This is a genomic window from Flavobacterium dankookense (assembly GCF_004362665.1).
GTDB lineage: Bacteria > Bacteroidota > Bacteroidia > Flavobacteriales > Flavobacteriaceae > Flavobacterium > Flavobacterium dankookense.
This window is the reverse complement of sequence record NZ_SNXR01000011.1, coordinates 177,397-203,865: the sequence shown is the minus strand read 5'-3', so window position 1 is coordinate 203,865 and position 26,469 is coordinate 177,397. Positions and strand designations below refer to the sequence as shown.

Genomic DNA, 26,469 nt, shown 5'->3' with positions numbered 1-26,469 from the left:
ATCTTTATTTAATCTCATCCAATCCAAACAATAATAATTGAGCTGTTGCTTTATTAGTTGCTAACGGAATATTATGTACATCACAAATTCTAATTAGCATATTAATATCCGGTTCATGAGGATGTGAAGAATTTGGGTCTTTGAAAAACAATACCATTTGAGTTTTCCCTTCGGCGACGCGTGCCGCAATTTGAGCATCGCCACCCAATGGTCCAGAAAGCATCTTTTTAACTTTTATTCCAACAGCTTCTACTTTGCTTCCTGTTGTTCCTGTAGCAATAAGTTTGATATTTTCTTTTTCGAGTAAATGTTTGTTTTTATTTATAAACTGAACCATGTCAGCTTTTTTTCCGTCGTGAGCAATGATGGCTATTTCCATATTTTTTTAAGTAAATTTTCTAAACAAAAAACCCGAAAGCAGTACTTTCAGGTTGGATAGCTATTTATTTAAGATATGATAAGCAATCAGTCCGTCGATTGGTCTTCGGAGAACATTACCTATTTTTATATCATATTTTTTTAGAATTTCTTCTAATTCGTCCTTGAGATAAAATGCAATAGAACCTACAAAATGTACTGGAACTTCTTTGTTGTTCTCATATTGCATAATGTAATTTTTAACAAATGATTTTAACTCTTTACGAATTATTTTTTTGCAAAATTCACTGTCTTTGTGCTTGATAATAAACTTTGCAAAAGTAGCTAAGTAAGCATTTGGATTGTCTTCTTTGTATAGATTTTCTTTGACGTAATCCGCATCAACGTTATATTCTTCTCCAAACTCTGTTGTTAAATCAGCTGGCATTTTATTGAAGAAATATCCTCTTAGCAAATGTCTTCCAAAACGATTTCCAGAACCATCATCCATTGCAATATATCCCAATGATTGTACTTTTTGGTGAAGTACTTTTCCATCAAAATAACTACAATTAGAACCTGTTCCAAGAATACAAACTATGGCTTTTTCATCTTTTGGAGTTGTAGCATATACAGCTGCATATGTGTCTTCGTGAACAACCACTTGTGCATTTCTAAAATAGCCTTCAAAAACTTTGGTTAAAAAGTTTTTCATTCTATCTGTTCCACAACCAGCTCCATAAAAAAAGACATGAGTGGCTTTCATTCGGTTATGTTCAATGTCAAATTTGTCGTCAAGACGTTCAATGATAGCATCTTTATCGAGCACTTCTGGGTTTAATCCAAGAGATTGTGTCGTAAATAATACTTTACCGTTATCGTCAATAGCTATCCAATCAGCTTTGGTTGAACCACTGTCTACTAATAATTTCATTCGTTTTGGGTTAGTTTTAGAAAATATAAAATCCCGATAAAAACAACCTTATCGGGATTTGTAAATATAATTATTTTACGCTAGCAATGTGTACTGCTAAATCAATTAATTTACTTGAATATCCATATTCGTTATCATACCAAGAAACTAGTTTGAAAAAAGTTGAATTTAATCCAATTCCAGCTTTTGCATCAATGATTGAAGTGCGAGTATCCGAAATAAAATCTTGAGAAACCACATCATCTTCTGTGTAACCTAAAATTCCTTTCAATTCATTTTCAGAAGCTTTTTTCAAAACAGCCATAATTTCTTCGTAAGACGTTTCTTTGGCAACTTTAACTGTTAAATCTACTACAGAAACGTCAACAGTTGGAACACGGAAAGACATTCCTGTTAATTTTCCATTTAATGATGGAATAACTTTTCCAACCGCTTTTGCTGCACCAGTTGATGATGGAATGATGTTTACACTTGCAGCACGTCCACCACGCCAATCTTTTCTTGATGGTCCATCAGCAGTCATTTGAGTAGAAGTCGTTGCGTGAACTGTAGTCATTAAACCTTCTACAATTCCGAAATTATCATTGATAACTTTAGCTAAAGGTGCTAAACAATTTGTTGTACAAGATGCATTTGATACTACTAAATCCGTAGGTTTTACCTCTGTATGATTTACACCCATGACAAACATTGGTGCATCAGCAGAAGGAGCAGAAATAATTACTTTTTTTGCACCACCATCAATGTGAGCTTTTGCTGTTTCGATAGTTGTAAAAATACCTGTACATTCAGCAACGATATCAACATCGACGTCTTTGTCATCCCATTTGATTAGTTTTGGATCACGTTCAGCAGTTACACGAATAAATTTATCATTTACATATAATTTTCCGTCTTTAACTTCAACTTTACCGTTGAAACGACCATGAACTGAGTCATATTTTAATAAATAAGCCAAATGATCAACGTCTAATAAATCGTTGATTGCTACAACTTCTACATTATCTCTGTTGAATGTTTCTCTGAAAACTATTCTACCTATTCTACCAAAACCGTTAATTCCTAATTTTACTTTAGACATTTTATTTTAAATTTTATTTTATTTGAAATTGTTAATGAATTTGAAATTGAGTTACGTCGACATGATGTCTGAAACTCTTAGCAATTCTAAATCGATTGGATAATGACCTTTAATTGCTTGTTCTAATGGAGTAAGTGTTACCACATCTTGAAGAATTCCAACCATATAATTTGATTTTCCTTCTAGCAATGACTCAACGGCTTTAACTCCTAATCGAGAAGCTAAAACTCTGTCAAAACATGATGGCGAACCACCACGCTGCATATGTCCAAGAACCGAAACACGAATATCATATTCAGGTAAGTGTTGTTCGATATAATCTTTTAATTCAAAAACATTTTTACCCATTTTATCACCTTCAGCTACCACAACTATGCTTGACGATTTTCCAGAAGCTTTACTTTTTTGAAGCGACTCTAACAATCTATCTAATCCCAAATCTTCTTCTGGAATAAGAATTTCTTCAGCTCCTGCTCCAATTCCAGCATTCAAAGCAATGTGTCCTGCATCTCTTCCCATAACTTCTACGAAGAAAAGACGGTTGTGCGAACTAGCAGTATCTCGGATTTTATCAATACAATCAACAACTGTATTCAATGCTGTATCGTATCCTAAAGTATGACTTGTTCCAAAAATATCGTTATCAATAGTTCCGGGAATTCCCATTACAGGAAAATCAAATTCTTCATTAAATACTTCAGCACCAGTAAATGATCCATCACCACCAATTACAACAAGAGCATCAACTCCTGCGTTTACAAGGTTTTGATGCGCTTTAATTCTTCCTTCTTTTGTCATGAACTCTTTCGATCGAGCTGACTTTAAAATGGTTCCTCCTTTGTTTACAATATTGTTCACACTTCTTGGTCCCATTTCTTTAAAATCGCCTTCAATCATACCTTGATAACCTCTATAAATACCGAGACATTCAACGCCATGAAAAGCACATGTTCTAACAACAGAACGGATGGCGGCATTCATTCCTGGAGAATCTCCTCCCGAAGTTAGCACACCTATTTTTTTTATCGTTTTTGACATTTTTTTGACTTTAAAATGTAAAATTAGCAAAGAAGCACCATTATTTTACCCACATTATTAATAATTTAATAATCCGGCTAAAATTCAAACGTTTTCGTTGATAAGTTTTTTATTTATGTAGAAAGCGGATTAATCTTCGGTTGGAATAGCTTCTTTATTGGAACTTTCTTTTTCCTTTTTTGGTTCTTTTTTATCCGATTTAGTAGGTGGATCAAAACTCATTCCTTCTGGTAGACTTGAATCGTCTATCTCAGATGCTTTTGGAATTATAGTATTTAATTTTTTGTTTTTAAATACTTTACTTATTAGTTCTCTGAAAGTATCAAAATCAACTTCATAAGAAATTCCCAGACCTTGTGTATACCCAACTCCTTGACCGATATAAGTAATATCATTTTCTTTGTTGAATACTCTCAAATTCAAGCTTCCATCTTCGTTAACTCTATACTGCAATTCAACATCACCAACAACAGCTGCTGATTGATTTACGTTACTTCCAACTGGCACACCAACTTTTCCGTTGATAGTAATTCTTTCATTAATTTTAGAAGAAACTGTCAATCCAAATCGTCCATCTGTTTCTAAACCAGGTGTTCTATCAGCGGTTGCATAATCTAATCCTATTTGGAGTTTTCCTTCATCACCTTTAAATAAATCATTAAAAATACTGCTTGCTCGTTCGAATAAATTATTGGATAATTGATTTTGATTTACACCTTCTTGACTTAAAAAACCACCTGTTGAAAGTAAATACAAAGCTTGGGTTTGTCTTGTATCTTTATCATCAAGTTTGTATTGGATTTCTGATTTTAATGTAGAAGCTACATTTGGGAAATTAATATTAAAATCGGGTTCAGGATTGGTTAAATTTCCTTTAATGCCGATAACAACTTCAACATCTATTTTTTTATTAAACGACGGATTATCAATCAACACCGCTGGATTAGCAGTAGTTTTATAAACTGCTTCCAAGTTTAAAACAGCTGCCATCGGATCACCAGTCCAAACAATAGAACCACCACGTTTTACATCAAATCGCTTTTCAATCAAACCGCCATATTTGAAATTATAGGTTCCAGAATGTGCAAGGAAATCACCCCACATTTCAAATCGTCCTAATGTATTTATTCTAAAAAGTAGTGTTCCAAAACCTTTCCCTTTCATTCCATGTCCAGAATCTCTATTAAGTATAACCTCAATATCAGCATTGTCATTGATTTCAAAGTTAAAATCGAGTTCTAATCCATTATAATTTTTTTCTTTAATTGCTTTAGCTGCTTCTTCTTTTGTATCGCTTTTGAAAGTAATAAACCCATTTTCTTCCGCAGCATCAGAGTCGTTAATTGGAATTTTTATATCTGTTCCTTTTTCAGATTGTGCATTTACTTTTATCAACAAACCATCCGTTGGACCTTTGATTGTTGCAGTTCCGTCCATAAAAGCAGTTCCAAAATAAGCCGCATCTTCATGATCAACGGTATTTAAAGCCAGTAATCGTTTAGTTTCAATTGCTAAATCTAATTGCCAATCTCCAAATTGTTTGTGCTTTATAAAACCGTTTATTGAACCCGAAGTATTAAATTTTGTATCACTAATTTTAGAATCTCTGATAATAAATTTTTCGGCAGTAACATCTACCACTGAGTAATCGTCAAATTGATAATCAACATTGAGATAAGGAATTGTTAGACCTGCTTTGTTTACTTGTAATCTTCCGTTATAATCTAAATCGTTAATATTGCCATCAATTCTGGCATTTCCAGAAGCTAATCCTCTAATATTTGTAATAACTTCTCCACCAATTTTTCCAAGTACTCCGAGATTGAATTTATCGAAACTCAAATCAACATCTAAAAAAGTGTTATTATCAACAATTTCTAGAGAACCATCCGCAGTAAAAGCTTCAACATTTTCGTTTTCTATTGATGATTTTAGATAAAATTTCTTTAAACTGTCGTCGCCTTTTATATCAAGATTTAATTTTCCAAGTGCAATTTCGTTGACCGACAAACTATCAATTGACAAGGAAGAAGTAGGTTGAAAAACTGCGCCATTTTGTTTAAAATCAATATTTCCATTGAGATTTCCATCAAAATTGAATTTTTCAATATCAGGTGTAACTTTATTTAAATTGACGTTTTCAAAACTCAATTTCAAATCTTTATTTTGCTTTCCATTTAGAATTCCACTTAAATTCATTTTTTCATTTTCATGAGAAAGCATTAAATCTTCTATAGTGAAATTTTGAAGTTTTTTATCAAAAACAATTCGGTTATCTTCATTTTCCTCTTCGTTTATATACCAGAGATAGTCTTTAAATTGCACTTCAGATTTATCAAATCCAACAACATTTTTATTCTCTTTATTTATAGTGTGATAAACGTTCAAGTTATAAAAGTCATTCCCTTGTTTTCCACCTTTGAATTCTGTTCTGAAATACAAAGTATCATTCACCAATGTATTAATTAAGCTAAAATCTCTAACTTTATAATACTTGGTTTTTATACTATCCAACTGAATGTAAGACTTATATAAAGGATTTCGATTGTCTATTTGAAGTAGTAAATTATCAAATGTATTTTCGTAAGCTATAATTTGAGGCGAAACAAAATCGAGTTTAAAATCATCCGAATCTGAACTCATACTTCCTTTTAATTTAGTGTCCGCAGAAAGAGAAACTTCAGGATAGAAAATTTCGACTACTTTACTATGAATATCAAAATCAAAGTTTAGATATTGTCCTTTGATAACTTTATTTGGAATGTAATTTGAATATAGACTTCCTAGCGAGTTTTCGACCATTTTTTGCAACTGAGCGAATTGGTATTTACCCACAATTTTACCTTCAACCGCATCGGGAGAATTGACTACTATTGTTCGTTCGTTATTACTATCAAAACTGGAATTTATATTGAGATAATCTACAAAATATAAATCTTTCTTGTTTTGATAAGAAGCGTTTGTTAGCGTAACATCACCTTTAAAATTGTCCAACGAACTTCCAACAACCTGAATGTCAATATCACCTTTAAAAACTGAAATCGAGTCGTTCAAAATTCGAAGTTTTTTTAGATTGGCAAAATCAATTTTTGCTTGGAAATCGACTACTTTTTCTTTTCGGCTTAAATTAATATTACCATCAAAATCCATATACAAGTTAGGATCGTTTACAAAGACTTTTCCTTGAAAAATAGGCTGTTTAAAATAGCCATCAACAATAATATTTCGGTAGGTATAACCATTGTATGTAACTTTATTTACATCGCCAACAAAAGTTGTATTGAGTAATTTTTGAGTAAATCCTTTTCCATCAACATCAATATTCATGGTAACTCGACCAAGGTCTTTTTGGTTCAAAATGGCTCCAACATCAAAATTATCTAGAATTACATTTCCTTTATATTTTGCATTGTCAATATTGTCGATGCTTTCCATCTGCAAATCGGATTCGATTAATCCTAAAGCCGTATTCATTACAAAATCGGCATTTATGTATTTTTGAGTGATTTCTGTTGTTCCAGTAAATTGAAATTGCCCCAATTTTTTTAAAGAAGTTGGCAGTTTTTTACCTAAAACATTTGGTAAAAGTGAAGTCAAATCATCATAATTGGAAGTGATTTTTTTGAAATCGCCATCCATATAAAATTCGCCTGGGCTTCTTGGAAAAAGATTTTTAAAATTAACATCACCTCGAATGATGGAATTTTTATCATCTCTTAAATTTAGATTTGATGCATAAAAGTCATTCAGCGTTCCTTTAACTTTTGTTTTTAAAGAAAAAATTCTGTTTTTACCTAATTCACTATAAAAATAACGAATGTCATTAGTAGCCAAAGTAGAACTATCAATTTCAACATCAAAAATCACTTTGTTGTTAAAATTGCTAAAATCCTTGCGATCATAACTCAAAATTGTCTTTCCTTTCAGAAAGGACTCTTTAGTTTCAACCGTTAATTTTTCTAATCTAATATTCTTCTTAGTATAGGTAAAATCAGAAGTCAAATTCTTAACTAACAAACCTCGGTGATCTTGAAAAGACATTTTTTTGATTGCTGCATAAACATTTGGACCTTGAATTTTAAAGTTTTTTATCCTTGCATTTAATTTAGTAAAATCAACGTCTTTTGGATTTTCTCTGTTGTAATCCGTCATCGCAAAACGGCTGTTTCTCAATGTAAGATTATCAGCTTTCAAAAGAAACTTTCCTGAACTTGGCTTTCCATCATCGAAAGCAGCAACAAATAAATCTAAGTTCGTATCTTTTTCGTTTTTGTAATTTTTAATATTCAAAAAGAAACCGTCAGCTGCCAAATCGCCAAAAATCAGTTTGTTGTTCAATATGTTATTAATACCAAGAATATTAGTCTTTACACGGTCAATATAAATCAAAGTATCTTTGTGATGATCTCGAATAAATACTTTTTTCAGTTTTACACCGCCAAAAACAGTAATGGCTACTTCATCTATATTAATATCTGTACCATAAGATTTATTGATTTCATCAGTTGCATAACGTGCGATTTTTGTTTGCACATAAGGCGTAGAAAGTGCAATGCTCAATAGTAGCAATAGCAAAAGCAGCACAACAATTGTGCGGAGAAAAATCTTTTTGAATTTTTTAAAACCGTTATTTGTTTTATTTTTTTCCAAATAGTTTAGTGGCTTAGGAAAGAAAATTACCTTTGCAGAAAATACTATTTTTGATTTTTCCGTAGGATTGTCAAATATAAATCAAAATCCGTGCCTTTTATGCAACAAAATGAAGTTTTTATTCTGGCTATCGAAAGTTCTTGCGACGATACAGCAGCAGCAGTTTTACAAAATGACAAAGTTTTATCCAATGTTGTGGCTCGACAAAGCATACACGAAGAATATGGCGGAGTTGTTCCTGAATTAGCTTCGCGTGCGCATCAGCAAAATATCGTTCCAGTGATTGATGTAGCGCTGAAAAAAGCAAATATTACTAAAGACCAACTTTCGGCTATTGCTTTTACTCAAGGTCCAGGATTAATGGGTTCACTTTTGGTTGGTTCGTCTTTTGCCAAATCATTATCGATGGCGTTGAACATTCCTTTGATTGCTGTAAATCACATGCATGCTCACATTTTGGCGCATTTCATTGATGAAGAAGGATTTGACAAACCGACGTTTCCATTTTTAGCCTTGACCATTTCTGGTGGACATACTCAAATTGTGAAAGTAAATGATTTTTTCAATATGGAAATTATCGGAGAAACCACGGATGATGCTGTTGGTGAGGCTTTTGACAAAACCGCAAAAATACTTGGTTTGCCCTATCCTGGCGGACCATTAATTGACCAATTTGCCAAGGAAGGAAATCCAAAAAAATACTCGTTTACCAAACCCAAAATTGCAGGATTAGATTTTAGTTTTTCGGGATTAAAAACACAAATTTTATATTTTATACAAAAAAATGTAGCCGAAAATCCAAATTTTATTGAAGAAAACAAAGCTGATATTTGTGCATCCGTTCAGCAAATTATCATCGATATTTTGATGGACAAACTCAGATTAGCTGTAGCCGAAACTGGAATTACACAAATTGCCATTGGCGGTGGAGTTTCAGCTAATTCTGGAATTAGAACAACACTAAAAAATGCAGAAGGAAAATATGGTTGGAAAACTTTTATTCCTAAATTTGAATACACAACAGATAATGCCGCTATGATTGGAATTGTAGGTTATCAAAAGTTTTTACACGATAAATTTGTCGATCAATCAACGGTTTCCAAAGCGAGAATTGAGTTTTAAATTATGCAACTATTCTACAACCAAAATATAACCGAAACCGCAACTTCATTTGTTTTTGACAAAGAAGAAAGTAAACACATTATCAAAGTATTGCGCAAAAAAGAAGCCGATATTTTATTTGTAACCAATGGTTTGGGTTTTTTATTTACAACTGAAATTACGATTGCTTCGGATAATAAATGTACGGTAAAAATTAACTCGTTTGAAAAACAAGAAAAATCAAAATTCCATTTACATCTAGCTGTTGCGCCAACCAAAATGAACGAACGCTACGAATGGTTTCTAGAAAAAGCTACTGAGATTGGCATTCAAGAAATTACGCCAATTATTTGTGAACATTCCGAACGAAAAGTTATTAAAACCGATAGATTTCAGAAGATTTTGGAAAGTGCAATGAAGCAATCATTGCATTATTTTCTGCCAAAATTAAACGAACCGATTGCTTACAAAGATTTTATTAAAAAAGAATTCAACGGTCAAAAATTCATAGCTCATTGTGTAGAAACCGATAAAAAATCATTAAAAAACGAATTAGAAGTTTGTGAAGATGTTACCATTTTAATTGGTCCAGAAGGTGATTTTTCAGTAAAAGAAATTCAACAAGCTATTGAAAGTTCATTTATTCCTGTATCTTTGGGAAACACAAGATTACGAACAGAAACCGCAGCTATTGTAGCTTGTCATAGTGTGGTTTTTAGAAATGAATAACCAACCATTAGATAAACAGCATATATGAAAACAAAACTACTTTTATCTTCTTTTTTGATTTTAATGTTGAATGTAGTTCTAGCAAAATCTGGATCAAACTTACATTTAAAAAATACTTTAGATCCTATTGTTACAATGACTGGAGACGCTACTATTTGTCCGGGAAATAGTGCTATACTAACCATAATTGGAACACCAAACTCAACTGTTACAATCACTAATAGTAACTTTTTGGTAAATACTGCATTTATTCCACAGTCAGGAACTGTTTTATTTACAACTCCAATTTTACAAGAAACCACAACGTTTTCAATTGTTGAAATTAAAGAATTTGCAACACAGATTACGACTCCAATAACAAATGTGTTTGTAACAATAACTGTAATTCCAAATGGATGTACAACAATAAATATTGACGTTGAAAACAACAACGCTCTTATTTGTGATATTGGAGAATGTATAGCTTTATTAGCTACGCCATCACCTGTTCCATCAACAACTTCGTATGAAGTAAGTTCGATACCCTATTGTCCGCAAGCGTCATTTAATAATCCTTGGTTCAATCAATTCCCATTAACAACTGACGATACCTATTCTCCTGTTTTTCCTTTACCTTTTGACTTTTGTTTTTACGGAAATAATTTTAATACTGTACAAATCGGCGACAATGGTGTAATCAGTTTTGGAACAAATTATCCATCTAACGTTTATTCTCAGAACACATATGCTCAAAATCTTTCTTTTACTAATTCACAGTTTCCGGTCAGTGGCATAGGTTTTGGTGATGCACCATTTAGAAATATGATTTGTGGTGTTTTTCAAGATACAAATGCTGCTATAATTCCACCAACAGGTTCAGGTTTAATAAAAAGTGTGAATTATCAAGTAATCGGAACATATCCATGTAGAAAACTAATTGTTAATTTCAATTTAGGTCAGTTTCAGTGTGGTTATGATAATGGTGAGCAATCCTCACAAATTGTACTTTATGAGATTTCGAATATTGTTGAAGTTTATGTGAAAAACCGAACTCCTTGTTATGGTTGGCAAGCTGGAAGAGGTGTTATTGGTATAAAAGGAAGTGGTGAAAATCCACCATATACTGTTGCACCTGGTAGAGATTCAGGAAATTGGACTGCTACAAATGAAGCTTGGCGTTTTACTCCAAATGGACCAAATGTTCCTTATTCATTTCAATGGTTAGAAAATGGCATTCCTATTTCAAATGATTTTATCATTTCAGTTTGTCCTTCAGAAAACAAAACCTATACCGCAACTGCAAATTATGATTTATGCGGAAATAATTATAGTGTTAACAGTAACAATATTAACGTGCTCGTTAGAGATACTGATTTTCAAGAACCTGTTGATTTAACGGTTTGTAACAACTCTGAAAATATTTATACAGTTGATTTAACACAGAATAATTCTGTTGTTTTAGGAAATCTAGAACCATATGATTTTGAAATATATTATTTCACAACGCTAGAAGATGCAACTAATTTTGCAAATCCAATTTCAAATCCTGTTAACTATTCGTTTTCAGAAAATCAAATAATCTACATGGGTATTTTTGATGGTTTATTTGGTTGTACAAATACAAAATCATTTAACCTTACCATATTAGAAGATGTTTTACCACCAACTGGAGAAAGTACTCAATATTTTATTGAAGGTCAAACGCTTAATGATTTAATTGTAATTGGCGAAAATATTAACTGGTATGATGCTCCAGAAGGCGGAAATCTATTGCCAGGAACAACTCTAGTTCAAGACAATACAATTTATTATGCTAGTCAAACTGTTAATAGTTGTGAAAGTAGGATGGCTGCATCAGATAGATTGGCTGTTTTAGTAACTTCAAGTTTGAATACTGATAATTTTGAATTTAGCGACATCTCAATTTCACCAAATCCTTTTAACGATTTTGTTACATTCAATTACAAAAACACAACAGGAACTTTGGATATTTTTACAATTTTAGGTCAAAAAATGAATAGCTATAAACTTGAAAACGGACAAAATACAATCAATTTGAATACGCTTAGTTCTGGTGTTTACTTTTTTAAAATTTCATCCGAAAACAGAAGTAAATCATTCAAATTAGTAAAAAAATAATCGTATCAATGAACTTAAAAACCTTATCTATATTTTTATTGTTTGCCTCTTTTTGTTTTTCCCAAGAAATTGCACTATTAAAGTACAATGGTGGTGGCGATTGGTATGCTAATCCAACTTCGTTACCTAATTTGATTAAATATTCCAATCAAACTATCAATACAAAAATTAGAACCAAACCAGCAACTGTAGAACCTGGAAGTCCCGATATTTTTGGTTATCCGTTCGTACACATGACTGGTCATGGAAATGTAGTCTTTAGCGATTCTGAAATCATAAACTTGAGAAACTATCTGCTTTCTGGCGGATTTCTCCATATCGATGATAATTATGGAATGGATGAATACATTCGTAGAGAAATCAAGCGTGTTTTTCCTAATACTCAATTAGTTGAAATTCCAGCAAATCATGCAATTTTTCAAAAACCAAATGTTTTTTCTGGTGGAATTCCTAAAATTCATCAACACGACAATAAACGTCCACAAGCTTTTGGTATCTTTGAAGGAAACCGATTGGTATTGCTTTATACTTATGAAACTGATTTAGGTGATGGTTGGGAAGATGCCGAAGTACACAACAACCCTAAAGAAGTTAGAGAAAAAGCACTAAAAATGGGTGCTAATATTTTGAATTATATTTTTAACAATTAAGCCTATGACTTCAAAAACAATTGCATTAGGAATAGTTAAAGCCGTTGGAATTATTTTATTGACAGCACTAGGATTGTATGTACTTCATTTAATTCAATCCGTATTAATTTATTTGGTTGTAGCATTTATTTTAACCCTGATTGGAAATCCTATTTTGGATTTTTTTAAAAGAAAACTCAAGTTCAATCACACCTTTGCAACAGTTGCTACTTTAAGTGTTTATCTCTTAATTATTATTGGATTGGTTTTACTTTTTGTACCACTAATTATTACTCAAGGTGAAAGTTTATCTCTTCTAAATACTGCCGAAATTGAAAAAAACATTGTTCAATTAATTGATAAAATTGCTGTCTATTTAGATAATCACAACATTGACTCGAAGAGAGTTTTTAAAGAAGCCAACTTAGGTTCAAAATTAGATTTTGGCTTTATTCCTGATTTATTCAACAATGTTATTAATGCTTTAAGTAGTTTCGGAATTGGATTAGCTTCGGTTTTATTTATTACTTTCTTCTTTTTGAAAGATCGATTAAATTTCATCATCGGAGCCAAACAATTAATTCCCGACTCGCAAGAAGAGAAAATACTTAATTCGTTGCACAAAATCAACCATTTATTATCGAGGTATTTCATCGGTTTACTAATTCAACTTTTTATTGTTTTCATCTTATACTTAATCGTTTTATTAATTTTTGGAGTTCAAAACGCCATTGTAATTGCCTTTTTGTGTGCAATTCTGAATATTGTGCCCTACATCGGACCGCTAATCGCATCATTTGTTGCGGCACTTTTGACAATGTTGAGCAACTTAGGCGGCGATTTTCAAACTCAAATGTTACCCATGACAATCTACGTAATGATTGGTTTTTGGATAGTTCAAATGATTGATAACAATGTTTCCTCACCAATTATTTTCTCAAAAAGTGTCAGCTCGCATCCACTAGAAATATTCTTAGTAGTTTTGATTGCAGGATTTTTATTTGGAATTATGGGAATGATTGTGGCAATTCCTGTTTATACAATTCTGAAAGTTTTTGGCAAAGAATTTTTTCCTGAAAACACTATAATAAAATTGTTAACCAAAAACATCTAGTATGGTTCAATCCATATTATCAAAGGAAATTCAACACTATATTGATGATAAAATAAATGCTGATGTTACAAAATTAGCATTACAAAAAAATCCTTTTCCTGAAGTGGAATGGAATCTTGTTTTGCAACAATTAGCAGCCAAACAAAAAGCGAAAAGTAAACTCCCAACTTGGTTTAAAACCCAAAACATTTATTATCCAAGTAAAATTTCTGTCGAGCAGACTTCTTCCGAAAAAACAGCTCAGTACAAAGCTTCATTAATTTCGGGAAATAATTTAATCGATTTAACTGGAGGTTTTGGCGTAGATGATTTCTATTTTTCTAAAACCGTTGCAAACGTTGTTCATTGTGAAATCAACTCCGAATTATCTAAAATTGTAAATCATAATTTCGAACAATTAAATGTTAAAAATATAGACTGTTTTGCCGATGATAGTTCAGAAGTTTTACAGAAATTAAATCAAAAATTCGATTGGATATATATTGATCCATCACGGAGAAATGATTCCAAAGGCAAAGTTTTTATGCTAAAAGATTGTTTGCCTAATGTTCCTGAATTGCTTGACTTCTACTTCAGTTTTTCGGATAATATTATTATAAAAACCGCACCCATTTTGGATATTTCTGCCGGAATTTCTGAACTGAAAAAAATAGTAGAAATTCATGTTGTTGCTTTAGAAAACGAAGTGAAAGAATTACTTTTTATTTTGAAAAAAAAACACGAATCAACCATTGAAATAAAAACTGTTAACTTACTAAAAGACAAAAATGAAGCTTTTCAATTTCAAATAAATTCAGAAGCTAAAAAACCTAATTATGCTGCTCCAAAAAAATATCTTTTCGAACCCAATGCTGCCATCATGAAATCGGGCGGATTTGATGCAATTGCTACAGAATTTGAATTAGAAAAACTGCATCAACATTCACATCTTTATACTTCGAATAAATTACTCGATTTTCCTGGCAGGATTTTTGAAATCCAAAACATATTGGAGTACAACAAAGCCAACATGAAATCGTTTTTAGAAAATCAAAAAGCCAATATTACCACAAGAAATTTTCCAGAAACAGTAGAAAATATTCGAAAAAAATGGAAAATAAAAGATGGCGGAAATGTGTATTCTTTTTTTACAACCGATATGACAAATTCGAAAATTGTATTACTTTGCGCGAAATTAAAATAAAACCATGAAAAAGATTTTTTTAGCACTTTTTATACTTACTTCGATTAACACTTTTGCTCAAAAACCATGCGAGATAGAAAGTTCTTTTACCGATAGTTTAGGAACGTATAAATCCTTAAAACAAAAATTAGTTTTCGAAAGAAACTTTGCAGGAAATTCAACCCGAATTTTCTTTTCATTATCAACAAATAATGGAGTTTTATCGCTAGATACAGAAATTTTACAGCGAAGTAATGACTTTATTAAAGCCAATTGTTTGGACCCAAAATCTAAAATTTACTTGCAACTAGCCAATGGAAAAATAGTGACATTACTACTTTCAAGCAACGAAACTTGCGGTACATTAATTAGAAGTGATGATGGTGCAAACAACAGAATAACATCAGCTTCATTTTTATTTTCAAAAGAAAATTTTGAAGATTTAAAAACAAGCAGAGTTACCTTTATGCGAATTCAATTTGCTGGAGAAACAATTGATTTTCCGTTTAAAACTTCGTTAGTATCCGAAATGGATAACAAAACCTATGAACCTGAAAAGTATTTTATAGAGGATTTAAAATGTTTTGAAAACTAATTGCATTTCCATTTAAGATTTTCCACTTTATCAGCTTTACTTCCATTCAAATTATAATGCCACCATTCGGAGTCGAAGGAAGAAAAATTATTTTGAAGCATAATTTCTTTTAAAAACTTTCGGTTTTGGATAATTGTATCGTTTAAATTCAGATAATTATGTGATGCTTCTTCTCCAAAAAAATCAAACTTTGTTCCCATATCAAGTTCTATTCCAAGCGAGTCAATTAGCGTAATATCAACTGCTCCGCCTTTGTTATGAATGGAACCTCGTCGTGGATTGGCAACATAATTAGCATCAGGAACGATTTTCCACATTTTTCTTTGAATAGCTCGCGGTCGATAACAGTCGTACAATTTGATTTTAAATCCTTTTTCGATGAAATTTTTATTAGCAGCAAGTAATGATTTAACCGTTTTTACGCGTAGAAAACATTCGTCACAAGGATATACTTTTTCTTTAAGGAAATTATCGGCTGTAGCATATTTCATGTCGTAAATGAAATCGTTGCTATAATTCTTTAAGTTGACGAATTTATCTTCATCCGTTTCAGCAGTAATATCTAAAAGTGTCGTTGATTTGGTGGAATCAAGATAGGATTTGCAGGAAAGTAATATTCCTGCAAAACACAAAACCAAAACTATCTTATTAAATTTCATCACTCGTAAAAGTCGTAAAACTTCTCTTTTTAAATGGTCTAACAATTAATCGACCTTCGCGGTCAAAACGAATGTAATTGTACATCCAGTTCATGAAAACAACGGCTTTATTTTTAAAACCAATTAGCGAAAATAAATGCACAAACATCCAAACAACCCAAGCAAAAAATCCGCTGAAATGGTATTTAGGCAAATCAACAACAGCTTTGTTTCTGCCAATAGTTGCCATTGAACCTTTGTCGTTATATTCAAAAGGTTTCATTAGTTTATTTTGAGAAAGTTTGATAAAATTATCTCCTAACAAATCGCCTTGTTGTATTGCTGGTTGTGCCATCATTGGATGACCTTGCGGAAACTTTTGGGTTTCCATTGAGGCAATATCGCCAACGGCAAAGATATTGTCATAACCATTTACCAAATTGAATTGATTTACTCGAATGCGCTCTACCCTTTCGACCAACGATTTTGCGTCTAATCCGTGAACCGTAGCACCTTGAACACCAGCAGTCCAAATAACGGTAGCTGAATCAAAACTTAAATCAGAATTGGTTGAAATAATTCTTCCATCATAATTAGTTACACGAACGTTTTTCCATACTTTCACACCCAGATTATCCAGAAATTTCTCGGCTGCAACGGATGATTTTTCACTCATGGTATTCAAAACTCGATCACCGCTTTGGATTAAATTAATTTGCATTTTGGAAATATCCAAATCGGGATAATCTTTTTGTAGAATTTCTTTTTTCATTTCTGCCAAAGCTCCGGCCAACTCAACACCAGTTGGTCCGGCGCCAACAAGAACAAAATTCATCAAAGCATTTCTATCGGCTTCATCTTTAGTTAAAACGGCTTGTTCAAAATTCTCGAGAATAAAACTTCGGATATTCAATGATTGTGGAATTGTTTTCATTGACATAGCATTGCGTTCAATTTCTTTATTACCAAAATAATTGGTTTTAGAACCTGTAGCAATTACTAAATAATCATAATGCAAATCGCCAATTTCGGAGATAATCTTTTGATTAACAGTATCTATTTCTTTTACCGAAGTCAATCGAAAATAGAAATCCTTATATTGTTGAATGACTTTTCGAATAGGATAAGCAATCGAACCCGCTTCTAATCCGCCAGTTGCTACTTGATACAACAATGGTTGAAATGTATGATAGTTATGTTTATCCAACATCACAACTTGATAATTGGTATTTTTTAGTTTTTTTGCCAAAGCAATACCTGCAAAACCGCCACCAATAATGACAATTCTAGGATTTTTTGAAACGGGAATGTTCATGATTTTTTATTTTTCTTCTGGAAAAGCAACTTCGCCTTTCCATTGCATAAAACCGCCTTCGAGGTTAAATGTATTCTCAAAACCTAATTGATTCATTATAGCACAAGCTTGTGCACTTCTTCCACCAGCTTTGCAATACACATAATAGTTTTTGTTTTTTTCTAATTCTTCCACTTGATAAATAAATCCTTGTCCTTTATAAATATCAATCATAATGGCATTCGGAATTATTCCCTCATTGCATTCGTCTTCCGTTCTTACGTCAAGTATAACAGCGTTTGTATCGGCTTCTAATTGTGAAATCCAGTCTTGTTGTGATAAATTCATCGTTACTAATTTTGCCTAACAAATATACTCTTTTTAGGTATTTAATACAACCCTATTCATTTTCCCCTTTTTAAACTTTAACAAAAAAATAACACAACAGTTGTATATACAAATGAAAAACTATTTACATTTGTACCTACAAATATCGATAATACAAATATGAAAATCGAAGACGTAATAAAATCAACCGTTAGTATTGATGATAGCAAAAAAGTTATCCTCAATATTATGTTTACACAAAATGTTCTAGGTGAAAAATTTGGTGAATTACTTAAACCTTATGATTTGTCAAGTGAACAATACAATGTGTTGCGTATTCTTAGAGGACAAAAAGGAAATCCTGCTAACATGTGTGTTATCCAAGAGCGAATGATTGCCAAAAACAGTAACACTACTCGATTGATTGACAAATTACTTCTTAAAGATTTGGTAACGAGAGAAGTTTGTCCAGACAACAGAAGAAAAATCGAAGTTCAAATTACAACAAAAGGCTTGCAATTATTAACAGAACTTGATCCAAAAGTGATTGAGCACGAACGATTTTTTGCAAATAACTTAACCAAAACAGAATTATCCGAATTAAATATTTTATTAGAAAAATACAGAACAATTAAATAATCAAAACTGCTATGAGTAATTTTATTAACGACGCAAACTGGCGTTATGCAACAAAAAAATTCGATACAACAAAGAAATTATCGAATGAAGATTTAGAAACTTTAAAAGAAGCTATTAGACTAACTGCTTCATCGTATGGTTTACAACCATATAAAGTATTTATTATTGAAAATCCTGAAATAAGAGCAAAAATACAACCTGTTGCTTGGGGACAATCACAAATTGTAGATGCTTCTCAGTTGATAGTGTTTGCTAATGTTACTAATTTTGGCGAAACTGAAATCGATGCTTACATCAAAAATATGTCTGAAACAAGAGGAATTCCTGTTGAAAGCATTCAAGGATATGGTGATTTCATGAAATCAAAAATAACAGCACTTTCTGTTGAACAAAGAAACAATTGGACAGCAAAACAAACTTATTTAGCGTTAGGGAATCTATTGAATGCCGCAGCGGAATTAAAGATTGATGTAACACCAATGGAAGGATTTGATCCTGCTGCTGTTAACGAAATTTTAGGTTTAGAAAAACTAGGTTTAAACGCAAGTTTGCTTGCAACAATTGGCTATCGTCATGAAGATGATGCTACACAACACTACGTAAAAGTGCGTAAATCGAACGAAGAACTTTTTATCAATTTATAAATCTATAAACAATTATTATCATGAAAAATTTAAAAACTATTGCTCTTGCATTATTAGTAGCTTTCGGAACGACTGTTGCTACCGCACAAAACAAAAAAATCAATGTTGAGAAAAGTAAAATCAACTGGGTTGGAAAAAAATTAACTGGAGAACACAGTGGAACAATTACTTTCAAAGAAGGAACTTTAGTATTTACTAAAAACAAATTGAAAGGTGGAACTTTTACAGTTGATATGACAAGCATCAACACAACTGATTTAACTGGTGATTACAAGAAAAATCTTGATGGACATTTGAAAGCGGATGATTTCTTTGGTGTTGACAAACATCCAACTGCAAAATTAGACTTCAAATTAATCTCTGATAATGGTGATGGAACGTATAATGTAACTGCTGATTTGACAATCAAAGGAATTACAAAGCCAATCACTTTCCCTATAACAGTTAAAGGAAATACAGCTATTGCTAAATTAAATGTTGACAGAACAAAATATGACATCAAATACAAATCAAAGAATTTCTTTGAAAACCTTGGTGACAATGTGATTAACGACGAATTTGAATTGACTGTTAATTTACAGTTCTAATTCAATTCAAAATCTTGCTATGAAAAAGGAAACCCCGAATTAATCTTCGGGGTTTTTTAATTGAAATAAATAACCAATATTTGCAACAGCAATTCAAATTAAACGTATGAAAAAAGTAGTGATTATTGATAACTATGATAGCTTTACCTTCAATTTAGTTCACTATTTAGAAGACTTGAATGCTGAAGTTACCGTCTTTAGAAACGATGAATTTGAATTAGCAGAAATTAATGCTTTCGACAAAATAATCTTATCACCTGGACCAGGAATGCCTGATGAAGCTGGATTACTAAAGGAAGTAATTATCACTTATGCTTCAAGCAAGAGCATTTTAGGTATATGCTTAGGTCATCAAGCGATTGCCGAAGTTTTTAATTCAAAATTAAAAAACTTAAAATCAACACTTCACGGAGTTTCATCTAAAGTTACTGTACTAGATAAAAGCGAACTGCTTTTTGACGAAATCCCAAATCAATTCAATATTGGTCATTACCATTCTTGGGTTGTAGAACCTAATACTATTTCTGATGATTTGATAATAACTTCGGTTGACGAGGAAGGAAATATCATGTCAATAAAGCACAAAGAATTTGACGTTAGAGGTGTTCAATTTCATCCTGAAAGCATCATGACAGAACACGGAAAACAAATCCTCAAAAACTGGCTTGAAAGCTAAAAAAAATATTTTTTCTACTCGCGTACAAACAAAAACAGCAAACCATTCACTGAAATAAAAATTTTGATTGTTTATTAAATTTATTATTTAAATTATGACATTTATTAAATTGATAATCATTTAAATAAAACAACACGATAGATTTTATCTATCTCCCCTTTATTTAACCTAAACATCACATTTCGGTCATTTACTTCACCTGAAGTTGCGTTACTTTTGAACGGAATTTATAACTTATCAACAACATGCAAACTGTTTGAATAAAAATTAATACATTTGATTGATTCATAACAATTTACCAACCAAAACCACAAGCTATGGGAATTTTTAATAATCACGAGAAAAAAGTTCTAATTGAGCTTTGCAAGAAGAGTGAAGACATCGGTAATGATATCACCAATGAAATCAACGAACTACTCGAAGATTTAAAAACGGAGTATGAAGCAAACAAAGTCATTCTAAAAGAATTCAACACCTTTGTTTCGACAATGGAAAACAAGCTGAATCCAGAAGAATTAGAACAGCTTCAATCCTTTTCATCCAAATTATATAAGATTAAACGTTGCGCAAAAAAAGGTGTGGAAGCCATGAGAGAAATAGCTCGTGATCAAAAGAAGGCCACACGCGAAACAATTAGAGAATATCAAGAATACCTTTATGTTTAATTTTTTATCGCGTAAAAACTAATTTGTTTCCACTACTCAAAGTGGCATCAAAAGAATATCCTTCGTAATTAAATCCTTTTAATCCATCAATCGTTTCGATATCATTATCAATAATATATCGAACCATTAAGCCACGTGCCTTTTTAGCAAAGAAGCTTATCATCTTCAGTTTACCGTCTTTAAAATCCTTAAATTCAGGAGTTATAACAGGAACTTTCAAAGATTTAAAATCAACCGCACTGAAGTATTCATTACTAGCTAAATTAACAAACAATTCATTTTCAGTCAATTCATCGTTCAAAGTTTTTGTAATTGTCTTTTTCCAAAACTCATATAAGTTTTTGTTTTTACCAATAGTCATTGAAGTTCCCATTTCAAGACGATAGGGCTGTATTAAATCCAATGGTTGTAATAATCCATACAAACCCGAAAGAATTCTTAGTTTGCTCTGCAAAACGTCTAATTTTGCTTCAGGCAAGGTGTAAATATCCAAACCTTGATACACATCGCCATCAAAAGCATAAACAGCAGCACGAGAATTTGCAGTAGTAAATGGCGTTTGCCAGTCTTGATTTCGCTGCCAATTGAGTTCTGCCAACTTATCTGAAATAGCCATTAGTTCCATCAATTGCTTTGGCTTTTTCTTTTTCAAAGTAGTCTGAATGACTGTGGCTTCTTTTAGAAATTTTGGCTCTGTGAAACGACGAGTAGGCAATTCTTTCTCAAAATTCAAGGATTTGGCTGGAGATATAACAATTTTCATAGCGTTCTTTTATTGTGATTCAAAAATACAAATTCCATTTTTATAATACTTACGATAAAATAGATTGTTTCGATGTAACTATTGGTACTTTTTAATCAATATTCACAACAAATTACCTCAACCGAAGATAAAATGACGTAAATTAGTATCGTTAAACAACAAACTTCCAAATGATGAAAAACACAACCTTACTCCTATTGCTACTGACTTCGGTTTTTATAAGCTGCAACTGCACTAAAACAGTAACTGCAACACCTTCTATCTATGACAATGCTTGGGAATTAGAATACATCTCAGGTTCAAGAATTGCTTTTGACGGTCTTTATCCAGAGAACAAACCAACCGTTATGTTTGACAAAACCGAGATGCGTGTTAGCGGTAATTCTTCTTGCAATGGTTATAGCGGCGATTTCACTTTGACAGAGAACCAAATTAAAATTGGCGAAATAATGCAAACCATGCGTTTTTGCGAAGGTGGCGGCGAACAAGCCTTTCAAGGAATGATGAAAAAAATAAACAAAGTCGCTTTTGACAGCGAAGGAAAGTTATTACTACTACTTGATGACATCCCGATGATGCGTTTTAAAAAAATCGTAAAACGACAATAAATCCAACATTATGAAAAAACAATTACTACTCTTTTTGGCGACAACGGCATTGCTTGTTAGCTGTAAAAAAGAAGAAACATCCCAACCCGAAACCACTACACCAACAGTAGAGGAAAGCGCTATTGAAGAACCAAAATCAACTTGTTATGAATATAAAACAAATGACAATGAGATTAAACTTCAGCTTCAGCTAAATGGTGAAAAAGCCTCAGGTTCATTAAAATACAACTTTAAAGAAAAAGATAAAAACAAAGGAACCTTTGAAGGAACTTTCAAAAACAACATCCTTATCGCTGATTACACTTTTCAATCGGAAGGAGTTGAAAGTGTTCGCCAAGTAGCATTTCAATTAAAAGACGGAAAGCTTATCGAAGGTTTTGGAGAACCAACCGCTGACGGAACAAAATTTAAAGACGTGAGCAAACTAACTTTTAATTCTAACATGCCGCTAAGCGAAATTAACTGCAATTAACTTTTACTGATTATCATTATGGTCAAAAACAATATACTGCTCATTGGAGCTGTTTTAGGATGGTTTGCTGTCATCACGCAATATATTTTAATGATAGATAACCGAATAGCATCTGTGCCCGAAACCACTATTCGCTTCTTCAGTTTCTTTACTATTTTGACCAATCTGATTGTAGCTATCTATTTCACCGTGCTTAGACTAAAAAAAACAACTTCATTACTATTTCGGTTAGAAAAACCAGGCGTTCTTTCAGCCGTTACGCTATACATTTCCATCGTAGGTTTGGTTTATCAAGTGGTTTTACGCAGTATTTGGTCGCCAACAGGTATGCAAAAACTCGTTGACGAACTCTTGCATTCCATCATTCCGTTGTTTGTTATTGTCTTTTGGTATGTATATGAAAACCACAAAGAGAACCAATGGAAATTCATTCCGAGTTGGCTAATTTACCCTTCGCTTTACTTGGTTTATATCTTGGTTAGAGGTAATTTTTCTAACTTTTACCCCTATCCTTTTGTGAATGTAACCCAACTTGGTTTACAACAAGTACTTATTAACAGTGGTGTTTTGGTCCTTGTCTTTATCTTGGCAGCAGTTATTTTTATTAGCATTAGCCGATGGATTAGCAAAAACCCATCCCATTCCCGTCAGTTCGAGTGATTTTCTATATTAAAAATGCAATTTTTACTATAGAAAATAGTATCGAGAACCATAAACAAAAAAACTAATAACATAAATCTACTAACACTACTCACAAAAAAAAATTACTACATTTGTTTCAATGACGGCATTGTTTTTTATCAACATGCTATACCATTTCAATAAATAACAACACACTCTAAAACAAAAACCATGAACCGATTTTTCTACTTTAAAGTTACTTTTCTATCCTGGGCTGCTGGCATTTTTGTAGGCACATTAGTCTATGGACTATTTGATATTGATTTTAGTAATAGCGATGAACTCATTTCACTGTTATGGAGGTCTTTTGTCGTTGCCGTTGGCACAGGATTAGTACTTGGTTTTTTAAATATGTATTTTAAAATAGGTAATTTTCAGAAAAAAGACAATTCTTAAAATAAACTAACTGCGCGATATAAATTGAACTTTTACGTTTGTGTAAAATACGTATTTATACGTAGAATAAAAATAAAGAGAGTTGTATATTTGAAAAGTAGAAAATAAAAAAGATTCGCCAATACACCCAAATTAGGATAGATTTGCTCAACTTAATAATAAAAACTGAGCATATAAACAAGTTACCGGCTATTGTAGACCAAAACCGCATGAAAAAGACAATATTTTTAATATCATTTATACTTCTGACAAGCTGTGGAAGACAAACCCAAAGCTACAAAATGCCAATTTTTGCTTTTAACTACGTAGATTCAAAGAATGATTACGTAATAAAATATTCTGGAAAAGATACTTTGTACCTGACTGACGAAATAAACAGAAAAAACTATTATTCTGTAATGAGTGAAAAACAAGGCGAAGAACTTTCGAAAATTATTGTGGAAATTGAAAAGCCCGAATATTTTAGTCACCAAGAATACGGAAACGTTAATGACATTTACTTTCGTTTCTCAATACTAGGCGATGGCGAAATGCCAAAATCGTTTCCATATAGAAAGGATTCGGAGAAAGAAATGTTTAAAGCAGCTTCGAAAGTGAATAAAATAAAATCTAGGCTGAATTTTGTGGAAACTGAAAAAGAATACATGTTTACGCAATTAGACGATAACAACAGCCGGTAACAGCGGTTAGTGGCCATTGCTGGATTTTCTTAGTTTCACGTTTGTTTTTCACGTAAATATTTTATCTTAGCTGAAAGTACGCAGTTCGCTGGCTTCGCAAAAAGCCACTAGCCGCGGAACGTTAGCGGTCATTGTAAAACGACACCAACCGATAATAAAAAATAAATGGAACCGACTTTTAGATGTGGAACAAGAAAAGCAATTGACGAGTTAGCAGAAGAACTAAATCTTCCTAACAAATTGACTATGCAAGATTGGTCTTACGAAGTTGCAAATCCAAACGACATTGACAAATACATATCCCATTACGGCTCGACAAAGGATGACGACAAGAAATTTGTTCTAATGGAGATTATTATTCAAGCGACAGAGGAACAAAACACCGAAGAACTTTTTCAAAAGTATTGTGAAGCAATTAAACCAATTTTAGAGATTGACTTTAAACTTCACGAATTCACAATTTACTATTGGTCTTGCTTTGACAATGAAAATCTTGAAGATTGCTGGAAAATCACACCACTGTTTAGACAGATTTGGGAAGACAATAAAAATCAACTAAAAAAAATGGAATAGTGACAAGAAAAATGACAGAGAAGCAAAAAATATTATACAAAGCAATTGATGAAATTCTATGGAAAGATTGGGACCCAATTGGACTAAATGATATTGAAGAAGTTAGAGACGAATATCAAGGTTACACGCCACACATTTTCAGTTTGACAATTCAAGGAGCGGACAAAGTAAAAATTGCAAAGCATCTTTATGAAATAGAAACCGTAAATATGGGAATGACCGGGAATAAAATTCATTGCGAACAGATTGCTGAAAAAATATTAAAACAAATTGAGTGACAAAAACAACGAACCGCTAACAAGGGTTTTGCGTCAGGCGGGCTGAAGTGCAAGCCTCAACGTTTGTGCATTTTAAAAACTTTTGTAAATTATTCGAGCGGTAGTGCATTTAAACCCGCCCGAACGCAAAGCCCCGAAACGTTAGGCGAAATATTACAACAAATATATGAACAACAACTATTTAACAATAAAATTTGGAGGTGATGGAAATATTAAGGTTGACACTTTAACTGAATTTCTTGAAATTTATAAAGAATTAATTTATAGCGTAAATAATCAATTAGGATATTTTGTTGACGATTTGATTATTGAAGTTTCACCACCAGAAAATGGAAGTTTTAAAATAAAGATTTCACCAAAATATGAAAAAATGCTGCTAAAATCTTTTGAAACAATTGTTGTTTCAACTTTAGCAGGTCTTTTACTTTATTACTTAACTAAACCAAAAGAAGACAATACTCTAAAAGAAATAAAATCACTTTTAGAAAAACAAAATGTTGAGCCAGAAATTATAAATAATGTTTATAATTTTTATCAAAATACTGGAGCTGAACAAAAGATAAAGCAATCATTTATTATCGTTAATGAAGATGAAAATATTACAGATTTAAAAATTGATAAGAATGACAAAGAAATTATTAATATCCCAAAATCACAATTTGCAAACCTTATAAATAGAGAAGAACAAATTGAAATTGAAAACGAACCCAAAAAAGATATAATTAGAGATGAAGCATTATTAATTGTAAAAACAATACATTTTGAAGGTAATGCAAAATGGGTTTTTATTTTTCGTGGATATCCAATCAAAGCATCAATAAAAGACCCTAACTTTATAATTAAACTAAATAATGAAGCATTTAGAAAAGGTGATACTTTTAAAGTAATTTTAGCAAGAAACAGAACTTATGATGAAGACTTACAAACTTATATAGTTGACCAAAATAGTTATGTTATTGAACAAGTTTTTGAACATATTTCAAAAACTGATAATCAAAATAAATTAGATTTAAAATAATCACATCGCTCAACAGCAGTTT

The 26,469-nt window shown here is 32.0% G+C and carries 29 protein-coding genes; 20 read left to right on the top strand and 9 right to left on the bottom strand.

The features are described 5' to 3' along the window. Nucleotides 1-4: 4 nt before the first annotated feature. The 5 genes from BC748_RS02060 to BC748_RS02040 all read right to left on the bottom strand — a co-directional run bounded on the left by BC748_RS02060 (nt 5) and on the right by BC748_RS02040 (nt 7,970). Nucleotides 5-379: a methylglyoxal synthase gene (locus BC748_RS02060; RefSeq protein WP_133531800.1), complete on the bottom strand. Its 375-nt coding sequence runs from the start codon at nt 377-379 to the stop codon at nt 5-7. Nucleotides 380-439: 60 nt separating this feature from the next. Next, nucleotides 440-1,291 carry a BadF/BadG/BcrA/BcrD ATPase family protein gene (locus tag BC748_RS02055; protein WP_133531799.1) on the bottom strand — a complete coding sequence of 284 codons (852 nt, stop codon included), beginning with the start codon at nt 1,289-1,291 and terminating at the stop codon, nt 440-442. Between the two features lie 70 nt (nt 1,292-1,361). After that, entirely contained in the window at nt 1,362-2,372 is a 1,011-nt protein-coding gene (gap, locus tag BC748_RS02050; RefSeq protein ID WP_133531798.1) for a type I glyceraldehyde-3-phosphate dehydrogenase, read from the bottom strand. Between the two features lie 51 nt (nt 2,373-2,423). Then, nucleotides 2,424-3,410, bottom strand: coding sequence for a 6-phosphofructokinase (pfkA, locus tag BC748_RS02045; protein ID WP_133531797.1), 987 nt, complete (start codon nt 3,408-3,410; stop codon nt 2,424-2,426). Nucleotides 3,411-3,539: 129 nt separating this feature from the next. Then, entirely contained in the window at nt 3,540-7,970 is a 4,431-nt protein-coding gene (locus BC748_RS02040) for a translocation/assembly module TamB domain-containing protein (RefSeq protein ID WP_246013987.1), read from the bottom strand. Between the two features lie 189 nt (nt 7,971-8,159). Here BC748_RS02040 and tsaD point away from each other — a divergent pair, with 189 nt between their 5' ends. Genes tsaD through BC748_RS02005 form a run of 7 tightly spaced genes read left to right on the top strand, consistent with a single transcriptional unit; the run spans nt 8,160 to nt 15,508 of the window. Continuing rightward, entirely contained in the window at nt 8,160-9,182 is a 1,023-nt protein-coding gene (tsaD, locus tag BC748_RS02035) for a tRNA (adenosine(37)-N6)-threonylcarbamoyltransferase complex transferase subunit TsaD (protein WP_133531796.1), read from the top strand. Nucleotides 9,183-9,185: 3 nt separating this feature from the next. Then, on the top strand, nt 9,186-9,890 hold the full coding sequence (locus BC748_RS02030; RefSeq protein WP_133531795.1) for a 16S rRNA (uracil(1498)-N(3))-methyltransferase: 705 nt from the start codon (nt 9,186-9,188) through the stop codon (nt 9,888-9,890). Nucleotides 9,891-9,914: 24 nt separating this feature from the next. Further along, the gene (locus BC748_RS02025) at nt 9,915-12,008 is read left to right on the top strand and encodes a T9SS type A sorting domain-containing protein (RefSeq protein ID WP_133531794.1); all 2,094 of its coding nucleotides are present in this window, start codon (nt 9,915-9,917) and stop codon (nt 12,006-12,008) included. 8 nt (nt 12,009-12,016) lie between these two features. After that, the gene (locus BC748_RS02020) at nt 12,017-12,658 is read left to right on the top strand and encodes a DUF4159 domain-containing protein (protein ID WP_133531793.1); all 642 of its coding nucleotides are present in this window, start codon (nt 12,017-12,019) and stop codon (nt 12,656-12,658) included. Nucleotides 12,659-12,662: 4 nt separating this feature from the next. Further along, on the top strand, nt 12,663-13,751 hold the full coding sequence (locus BC748_RS02015; RefSeq protein WP_133531792.1) for an AI-2E family transporter: 1,089 nt from the start codon (nt 12,663-12,665) through the stop codon (nt 13,749-13,751). Nucleotide 13,752: 1 nt separating this feature from the next. Next, nucleotides 13,753-14,934, top strand: a complete 1,182-nt coding sequence (locus BC748_RS02010) for a THUMP-like domain-containing protein (protein WP_133531791.1) — start codon at nt 13,753-13,755, stop codon at nt 14,932-14,934. A 4-nt stretch (nt 14,935-14,938) separates the two neighbouring features. Then, on the top strand, nt 14,939-15,508 hold the full coding sequence (locus BC748_RS02005) for a hypothetical protein (protein ID WP_133531790.1): 570 nt from the start codon (nt 14,939-14,941) through the stop codon (nt 15,506-15,508). Here BC748_RS02005 and BC748_RS02000 read toward each other — a convergent pair. From BC748_RS02000 to BC748_RS01990, 3 genes are read right to left on the bottom strand one after another with little or no spacing between them, the layout of a single operon-like run. After that, nucleotides 15,505-16,167 (bottom strand): M15 family metallopeptidase, encoded by a 663-nt coding sequence (locus BC748_RS02000; RefSeq protein ID WP_133531789.1) that lies wholly within the window; start codon nt 16,165-16,167, stop codon nt 15,505-15,507. The two genes, BC748_RS02005 and BC748_RS02000, sit on opposite strands and share 4 nt — an antisense overlap. Further along, a complete protein-coding gene (locus BC748_RS01995) occupies nt 16,157-17,461 on the bottom strand; it encodes an NAD(P)/FAD-dependent oxidoreductase (protein WP_133531788.1) in 1,305 nt (434 codons plus the stop codon). The genes BC748_RS02000 and BC748_RS01995 overlap by 11 nt, the downstream gene beginning before the upstream one ends. Nucleotides 17,462-17,467: 6 nt before the next feature. Then, nucleotides 17,468-17,788, bottom strand: a complete 321-nt coding sequence (locus BC748_RS01990; RefSeq protein ID WP_133531787.1) for a rhodanese-like domain-containing protein — start codon at nt 17,786-17,788, stop codon at nt 17,468-17,470. A gap of 159 nt (nt 17,789-17,947) precedes the next feature. Between BC748_RS01990 and BC748_RS01985 the strand changes: the two genes are divergently transcribed. From BC748_RS01985 to BC748_RS01965, 5 genes are all read left to right on the top strand, one after another. Next, nucleotides 17,948-18,406 (top strand): MarR family winged helix-turn-helix transcriptional regulator, encoded by a 459-nt coding sequence (locus tag BC748_RS01985; RefSeq protein WP_133531786.1) that lies wholly within the window; start codon nt 17,948-17,950, stop codon nt 18,404-18,406. A gap of 11 nt (nt 18,407-18,417) precedes the next feature. Beyond that, on the top strand, nt 18,418-19,050 hold the full coding sequence (locus BC748_RS01980; protein WP_133531785.1) for an NAD(P)H-dependent oxidoreductase: 633 nt from the start codon (nt 18,418-18,420) through the stop codon (nt 19,048-19,050). 20 nt (nt 19,051-19,070) lie between these two features. Beyond that, nucleotides 19,071-19,637, top strand: coding sequence for a YceI family protein (locus tag BC748_RS01975; protein ID WP_133531784.1), 567 nt, complete (start codon nt 19,071-19,073; stop codon nt 19,635-19,637). Nucleotides 19,638-19,743: 106 nt separating this feature from the next. Then, complete coding sequence (locus BC748_RS01970) at nt 19,744-20,313, top strand: anthranilate synthase component II (RefSeq protein WP_133531783.1); 570 nt, start codon at nt 19,744-19,746, stop codon at nt 20,311-20,313. A gap of 317 nt (nt 20,314-20,630) precedes the next feature. After that, nucleotides 20,631-20,978, top strand: a complete 348-nt coding sequence (locus BC748_RS01965) for a hypothetical protein (protein WP_133531782.1) — start codon at nt 20,631-20,633, stop codon at nt 20,976-20,978. A 4-nt stretch (nt 20,979-20,982) separates the two neighbouring features. Here the strand turns inward: BC748_RS01965 and yaaA are convergent, their stop codons facing one another. Then, nucleotides 20,983-21,741: a peroxide stress protein YaaA gene (gene yaaA / locus BC748_RS01960; protein ID WP_133531781.1), complete on the bottom strand. Its 759-nt coding sequence runs from the start codon at nt 21,739-21,741 to the stop codon at nt 20,983-20,985. Nucleotides 21,742-21,914: 173 nt separating this feature from the next. Here yaaA and BC748_RS01955 point away from each other — a divergent pair, with 173 nt between their 5' ends. The 8 genes from BC748_RS01955 (at nt 21,915) to BC748_RS01920 (ending at nt 26,447) form a co-directional block, all read left to right on the top strand. Next, nucleotides 21,915-22,349 carry an META domain-containing protein gene (locus tag BC748_RS01955; RefSeq protein ID WP_133531780.1) on the top strand — a complete coding sequence of 145 codons (435 nt, stop codon included), beginning with the start codon at nt 21,915-21,917 and terminating at the stop codon, nt 22,347-22,349. A 10-nt stretch (nt 22,350-22,359) separates the two neighbouring features. Further along, nucleotides 22,360-22,821 (top strand): hypothetical protein, encoded by a 462-nt coding sequence (locus BC748_RS01950; protein WP_133531779.1) that lies wholly within the window; start codon nt 22,360-22,362, stop codon nt 22,819-22,821. Nucleotides 22,822-22,839: 18 nt separating this feature from the next. Continuing rightward, nucleotides 22,840-23,481 (top strand): Pr6Pr family membrane protein, encoded by a 642-nt coding sequence (locus tag BC748_RS01945; RefSeq protein WP_133531778.1) that lies wholly within the window; start codon nt 22,840-22,842, stop codon nt 23,479-23,481. 192 nt (nt 23,482-23,673) lie between these two features. Continuing rightward, complete coding sequence (locus BC748_RS01940) at nt 23,674-23,898, top strand: hypothetical protein (RefSeq protein ID WP_133531777.1); 225 nt, start codon at nt 23,674-23,676, stop codon at nt 23,896-23,898. 209 nt (nt 23,899-24,107) lie between these two features. Then, entirely contained in the window at nt 24,108-24,578 is a 471-nt protein-coding gene (locus BC748_RS01935) for a hypothetical protein (protein WP_133531776.1), read from the top strand. A 165-nt stretch (nt 24,579-24,743) separates the two neighbouring features. Further along, nucleotides 24,744-25,151 carry a hypothetical protein gene (locus BC748_RS01930; RefSeq protein ID WP_133531775.1) on the top strand — a complete coding sequence of 136 codons (408 nt, stop codon included), beginning with the start codon at nt 24,744-24,746 and terminating at the stop codon, nt 25,149-25,151. Nucleotides 25,152-25,162: 11 nt separating this feature from the next. Beyond that, complete coding sequence (locus BC748_RS01925) at nt 25,163-25,429, top strand: hypothetical protein (protein ID WP_133531774.1); 267 nt, start codon at nt 25,163-25,165, stop codon at nt 25,427-25,429. 166 nt (nt 25,430-25,595) lie between these two features. Continuing rightward, nucleotides 25,596-26,447: an LAPAL motif-containing putative phage structural protein gene (locus tag BC748_RS01920; RefSeq protein WP_133531773.1), complete on the top strand. Its 852-nt coding sequence runs from the start codon at nt 25,596-25,598 to the stop codon at nt 26,445-26,447. The last annotated feature ends 22 nt before the right edge of the window (nt 26,448-26,469 follow it).

What these genes read in the sequence shown, in the direction of transcription:
- tsaD (WP_133531796.1), top strand. Translation starts at nt 8,160, where the DNA reads ATGCAACAAAATGAAGTTTTTATTCTGGCTATCGAAAGTTCTTGCGAC.
- BC748_RS01995 (WP_133531788.1), bottom strand. Translation starts at nt 17,461, where the DNA reads ATGAACATTCCCGTTTCAAAAAATCCTAGAATTGTCATTATTGGTGGC.
- BC748_RS01920 (WP_133531773.1), top strand. Translation starts at nt 25,596, where the DNA reads ATGAACAACAACTATTTAACAATAAAATTTGGAGGTGATGGAAATATT.
- gap (WP_133531798.1), bottom strand. Translation starts at nt 2,372, where the DNA reads ATGTCTAAAGTAAAATTAGGAATTAACGGTTTTGGTAGAATAGGTAGA.
- BC748_RS01970 (WP_133531783.1), top strand. Translation starts at nt 19,744, where the DNA reads ATGAAAAAAGTAGTGATTATTGATAACTATGATAGCTTTACCTTCAAT.
- pfkA (WP_133531797.1), bottom strand. Translation starts at nt 3,410, where the DNA reads ATGTCAAAAACGATAAAAAAAATAGGTGTGCTAACTTCGGGAGGAGAT.
- BC748_RS01985 (WP_133531786.1), top strand. Translation starts at nt 17,948, where the DNA reads ATGAAAATCGAAGACGTAATAAAATCAACCGTTAGTATTGATGATAGC.
- BC748_RS02005 (WP_133531790.1), top strand. Translation starts at nt 14,939, where the DNA reads ATGAAAAAGATTTTTTTAGCACTTTTTATACTTACTTCGATTAACACT.
- BC748_RS01975 (WP_133531784.1), top strand. Translation starts at nt 19,071, where the DNA reads ATGAAAAATTTAAAAACTATTGCTCTTGCATTATTAGTAGCTTTCGGA.
- BC748_RS01990 (WP_133531787.1), bottom strand. Translation starts at nt 17,788, where the DNA reads ATGAATTTATCACAACAAGACTGGATTTCACAATTAGAAGCCGATACA.
- BC748_RS01945 (WP_133531778.1), top strand. Translation starts at nt 22,840, where the DNA reads ATGGTCAAAAACAATATACTGCTCATTGGAGCTGTTTTAGGATGGTTT.
- BC748_RS01950 (WP_133531779.1), top strand. Translation starts at nt 22,360, where the DNA reads ATGAAAAAACAATTACTACTCTTTTTGGCGACAACGGCATTGCTTGTT.
- BC748_RS02020 (WP_133531793.1), top strand. Translation starts at nt 12,017, where the DNA reads ATGAACTTAAAAACCTTATCTATATTTTTATTGTTTGCCTCTTTTTGT.
- BC748_RS01940 (WP_133531777.1), top strand. Translation starts at nt 23,674, where the DNA reads ATGAACCGATTTTTCTACTTTAAAGTTACTTTTCTATCCTGGGCTGCT.
- BC748_RS02055 (WP_133531799.1), bottom strand. Translation starts at nt 1,291, where the DNA reads ATGAAATTATTAGTAGACAGTGGTTCAACCAAAGCTGATTGGATAGCT.
- BC748_RS02010 (WP_133531791.1), top strand. Translation starts at nt 13,753, where the DNA reads ATGGTTCAATCCATATTATCAAAGGAAATTCAACACTATATTGATGAT.
- BC748_RS02060 (WP_133531800.1), bottom strand. Translation starts at nt 379, where the DNA reads ATGGAAATAGCCATCATTGCTCACGACGGAAAAAAAGCTGACATGGTT.
- yaaA (WP_133531781.1), bottom strand. Translation starts at nt 21,741, where the DNA reads ATGAAAATTGTTATATCTCCAGCCAAATCCTTGAATTTTGAGAAAGAA.
- BC748_RS02015 (WP_133531792.1), top strand. Translation starts at nt 12,663, where the DNA reads ATGACTTCAAAAACAATTGCATTAGGAATAGTTAAAGCCGTTGGAATT.
- BC748_RS02025 (WP_133531794.1), top strand. Translation starts at nt 9,915, where the DNA reads ATGAAAACAAAACTACTTTTATCTTCTTTTTTGATTTTAATGTTGAAT.
- BC748_RS01980 (WP_133531785.1), top strand. Translation starts at nt 18,418, where the DNA reads ATGAGTAATTTTATTAACGACGCAAACTGGCGTTATGCAACAAAAAAA.
- BC748_RS01965 (WP_133531782.1), top strand. Translation starts at nt 20,631, where the DNA reads ATGGGAATTTTTAATAATCACGAGAAAAAAGTTCTAATTGAGCTTTGC.
- BC748_RS01935 (WP_133531776.1), top strand. Translation starts at nt 24,108, where the DNA reads ATGAAAAAGACAATATTTTTAATATCATTTATACTTCTGACAAGCTGT.
- BC748_RS02000 (WP_133531789.1), bottom strand. Translation starts at nt 16,167, where the DNA reads ATGAAATTTAATAAGATAGTTTTGGTTTTGTGTTTTGCAGGAATATTA.
- BC748_RS01930 (WP_133531775.1), top strand. Translation starts at nt 24,744, where the DNA reads ATGGAACCGACTTTTAGATGTGGAACAAGAAAAGCAATTGACGAGTTA.
- BC748_RS01925 (WP_133531774.1), top strand. Translation starts at nt 25,163, where the DNA reads ATGACAGAGAAGCAAAAAATATTATACAAAGCAATTGATGAAATTCTA.
- BC748_RS01955 (WP_133531780.1), top strand. Translation starts at nt 21,915, where the DNA reads ATGAAAAACACAACCTTACTCCTATTGCTACTGACTTCGGTTTTTATA.
- BC748_RS02030 (WP_133531795.1), top strand. Translation starts at nt 9,186, where the DNA reads ATGCAACTATTCTACAACCAAAATATAACCGAAACCGCAACTTCATTT.